This is a genomic window from Thauera sp. 2A1, from assembly GCF_009469595.2.
Classification (GTDB): domain Bacteria; phylum Pseudomonadota; class Gammaproteobacteria; order Burkholderiales; family Rhodocyclaceae; genus Thauera.
On sequence record NZ_SSXV01000057.1, the window covers coordinates 1 to 3111 of the forward strand.

4 protein-coding genes are annotated in these 3111 nt (G+C 29.5%); all 4 read left to right on the forward strand.

Annotated features, from left to right (window positions below; all coding sequences use genetic code 11):
- Positions 1-192, forward strand: a 192-nt coding sequence (locus GH664_RS22070; RefSeq protein WP_228111675.1) for a hypothetical protein, incomplete at its 5' end; no start/stop codon positions are given.
- A 249-nt stretch (positions 193-441) separates the two neighbouring features.
- On the forward strand, positions 442-1068 hold the full coding sequence (locus tag GH664_RS22075; protein ID WP_153170253.1) for a hypothetical protein: 627 nt from the start codon (positions 442-444) through the stop codon (positions 1066-1068).
- A 15-nt stretch (positions 1069-1083) separates the two neighbouring features.
- Complete coding sequence (locus GH664_RS22080) at positions 1084-1248, forward strand: hypothetical protein (protein WP_153170254.1); 165 nt, start codon at positions 1084-1086, stop codon at positions 1246-1248.
- 557 nt (positions 1249-1805) lie between these two features.
- A complete protein-coding gene (locus tag GH664_RS22085) occupies positions 1806-2078 on the forward strand; it encodes a hypothetical protein (RefSeq protein ID WP_153170255.1) in 273 nt (90 codons plus the stop codon).
- The last annotated feature ends 1033 nt before the right edge of the window (positions 2079-3111 follow it).

Below are 3111 nucleotides of genomic sequence, written 5' to 3' on the forward strand. Positions count from 1 at the left end.
TTTAATGCTGCATGTGACTTCTTTTTAGGTAATTCTTCAGATAAAAACACTGTAGCTGAATTATCAAAAATATTAACTACCTCACTAAGAACTAAAGCTGTAGTGAATGCAGTTGAGGACTTTAATATTAGCGATAAGAAATTCCTTAATATGTTAAGAGGACCTAAAAGTATAGCTAAAAGGTTAACTTAGATTAAAAATGATTTAAGAAAACGTAATGATTTACCAGCAATTGCGTTCAATGGTCATATTAAGAATGAGTTACTTAACTATCTACAAGAATATGCATCTGATGGTACTAACTAGAAATACGATAGAATAGTAACAGCAGATAATGCTTTAACTAATACTGCTACTTATGAAAACAGATTACTGTCAGCATATCAAGATCTACTAGACTGTGAAGATGAAAGTATAAGAAAGTTTGCTAATAGATTAGGTGTGTATGCTTACTTAACTAGTTTCGATAATAGAAGTACTGATTCATTCTTCGATGTAATAACTACTGCTTGGAAGAAACAAAAAGGTTATTCAGATGCAATTAAAGCTGCTATAGAAATACTTAATAATGATAAATTAGTAGGTATGGACTATTTTGGTTTTAATTCTGAAAACATGCAGAATAATAACTTTACAGAGTTATTTACAGAAATAGCTAGAAATGCTTATAGAAACGATAAGATAGTTAATCCGTATCAATTAAGTAATTACGATAATAAATATGGCACATTAGTTCAAATAAAGCCTGATTCTAAACCAATGCCAGCAGTATTTAGTAGTTGGAGAGCTAATCAACCATTTATTAAGATTCAACTTAATCCTAATGACATCAATAGTTATATATTGTATCAGAAAGTAGCAACAGTATATCAAACTGATGAAAATGGTGATCCAGTAAAAAATACAAAACAATCTGTATATAAAATTATACCTGCACTTGGTACAAAAGATGATAGAAAAGTGTACTATGAATATCAAAAACAATCTGGGGAACAATCTGCGTTTGAAGAAAATGCTTTGCCTAAAGAAGCTATTTGGAACAATGGACAAATAGAACAATTAGTCTAGAAATTTTTTGAACCTATGACAAATAAAAATCATACCACTTTAGTGTATGAATCTTCAGATGCTATAGTAATTAATACTGTAGAAAAACAAGAAACAGTTAGTTTGGAAGAGCCGGAAGTTACAACAGTAGGTTCAGATTTAGAAGCATCTAATGAAATACATAATACAGAAGATACTTAGTCTTCTACTACTTATGGAGAAGTAGACGAACAAATTTCTACAATAACGGTAGGACAAGATGATTCTGTTACGTTATCAGATATGCAAGTAGATATGGAAGATGGAACTTAGACTATAATAAGTGACGATGTATTGAATTTTACAGAAATAACTGATGATGTGTTTGGAGAAAGTCCATACTTTGATTCTATATTAAATGCTGGTATTACTCAGTATGAATAGGTACAAGATATAATTACAGATATGAATACTGGGACTGATACTGTTCAAGATATGAAATTTAACGATGAAGCTTATAAAAACTGTAAAGGTAAATAATTATGATTATATGTCCAAATTTTAGTGATAAGAATGTCCTAAAAGAATTTAATGAATTAAAAGAATTGGTAGGCGAAATTGGCGCCTACCATATCTGGAATGAAAACAATGGTAATCCTATTGATTAGACAAAAGATGGTAAACCGTCTAAGCTATTTTCAGACTTACTGTAGTATTACAATGGTGATAGAGCTGCTGCTATAAAAGGAAAAGCTAAAACCTTTACAGAAACGTTTAAAATGTGGTTTGGAGACTGGTTACATGATCCTAACAATTCCTCTAAAATAGTAGATGAAAACGGGGAACCGAAATTGGTATATCACTATACAAATAATCCAGAATTAAGTGAGTTTTCAGCTAATTTTGATAATTATTTTTCTAAAGTTAAAGGCGGAACTAAAAATGCATTTTTCTTTACTGAAAAACAATCAGATGGGCTGCTAGGTCGAACGATTGGTATACCAGTATTTTTAAATGTGAGAAATTTAGAGAAACACAGTGGTACAAAATAGCAATTAAGAGACAGTGGCGAAGGATTTGTACCAATAGTAAACAGGGTATCAGAATAGGATAACAGTGGGGTAGTGTTTACAAATTTTGATGATAACTAGAAAGTAAATCAAACTGTATATGTTGCTACTAGACCAAATTAGATAAAATCTATTGATAATTCTGGTTCTTTTTCTACTTCTGATAACAGAATAAAAGGGTCAGAGCTAGATGAATCCTTATAGTATTACTTAGCTAATAGTCTAGATGAAAGATATCAGCAAGATGTACAAGAATATATAGAAGCATATAGATAGTATTTTGATAAATATGATTATGCTACTAAAGAAAATCTTGAGAAAGAATTGGAAAAAGTAATACAGAAAATACACGATGGTCTTAAAGCCAGATTATATACTCTGAATAAAAAAGATACTAATGTTACAGATGAATTTAAAGCAGCTTTAACATTACAAATATCTGAATTAGAAAATAGAACAGTAGATAGGATTTAGAACATAACTAACTTTATATATAGTACTAAATATGATATACTATCTACTATAAGACAAATCAGAGATGTAGTAAATGGAGTGTAGGATAAAATGACACTAAAGTAGTTGTTAGATCTAAAACAAGATTTCTTTAATTTCTATTGTCCAATGTTAGATGAATGTGTTAATACTTTATCTGCTACAGAGGAATATAAATATATAGTTGGAGAAAATCTATATAGAAATTTATTAAAGGAAGCAAAAAGAATGCAGACTATTCTAAATGTAGGAGCTAACAATGTTAATAATATGATTACTAAGTAGTCTGCTGAAGAAATTAGAAGAATTGGTATATCTGTTAATAGTCCAACTATAGAAAATTATATATAGGAACATCAAGAAACAGTAGGTAAAGACATATTAGCTATTACTGCTTGGGTAGGAGCTGGAGATAAAATTAATGACGAAGCCATTAGAGCTTTATTTCATATAACTCAAAATGCAGAATTTGAAGTTAATAGAGCTACTTACGAAAAGTATAATAAACTAACAGAACTATTAA